At 67.6% G+C, this 632-nt stretch carries 1 protein-coding gene and 1 pseudogene; both read left to right on the top strand.

Features of this window, described 5'->3' with window-relative positions; genetic code table 11:
• Window positions 1-87 precede the first annotated feature (87 nt).
• On the top strand, window positions 88-492 hold the full coding sequence (locus BGN95_RS13420; protein ID WP_286772901.1) for a ribbon-helix-helix domain-containing protein: 405 nt from the start codon (window positions 88-90) through the stop codon (window positions 490-492).
• Window positions 489-632, top strand: a pseudogene (locus BGN95_RS13415) (P-type conjugative transfer ATPase TrbB); the annotation flags it as partial. The gene BGN95_RS13420 and the pseudogene BGN95_RS13415, both read left to right, overlap by 4 nt.

Raw genomic sequence — 632 nt, 5'->3', positions numbered from 1 at the left:
CAGCCCCGCCCAGCGCGCCTATGGCATCAACGAGGGCGAGGATCGCGGCGACGACCTCCTGCCGAGCTTCTGATGGGAGCGGCAGCGATGAAACCCCGCCATCACCTCTATCTCGACGATGATCTCACCCAGCAACTGGAGCGCCTGGGATCGAAACCCGGCACGTCCAAATCGGCGATCGTTTCGGACGCGCTGCGCGATTACCTCAATCGCCGCGCGACCCGCGAAGTCGATGATCTGCTCAAAACCCGGCTCGACCGGATCAGCACGCAGCTTGGCCGGATCGAGCGCAATGGTCAGGTGCTGCTCGAAACGCTATCGCTGTTCGTGCGCTACCAGCTCACCGTTACCGCGCCGCTGCCCGATGCCGACAAGGCCGCGCAGGCGGTGGGGCGCGAACGCTTCCGCCGATTCGTGGATCAGGTGGGACGGCAACTTGCCAGCGGCCGTTCGATCGGCGCGGCCGCGCCCGACGCCGGAGCCGGGCTATGACCAGCGGCGTCAACCTGGCGGCACAGGGTCGCCGTCACGCCATGCTGCGCACGGCGATGGGGCCGGTGATCGCGGCGGCGCTGTCCGACGCCCAAGTGGTCGAGATCATGGCCAATCCCGATGGCGTGCTGCGGCTCGAC

It is taken from the genome of Sphingomonas sp. 66-10 (assembly GCF_001897045.1).
In the GTDB taxonomy this organism is placed as follows: domain Bacteria; phylum Pseudomonadota; class Alphaproteobacteria; order Sphingomonadales; family Sphingomonadaceae; genus Sphingomonas; species Sphingomonas lycopersici.
The sequence above is the reverse complement of the archived record's forward strand: the minus strand, read 5'-3'. Positions and strand labels throughout refer to the sequence as shown.

Excerpts from the sequence above, each read along its gene's own strand:
- BGN95_RS13420 (WP_286772901.1), top strand. The coding sequence starts at position 88 with ATGAAACCCCGCCATCACCTCTATCTCGACGATGATCTCACCCAGCAA.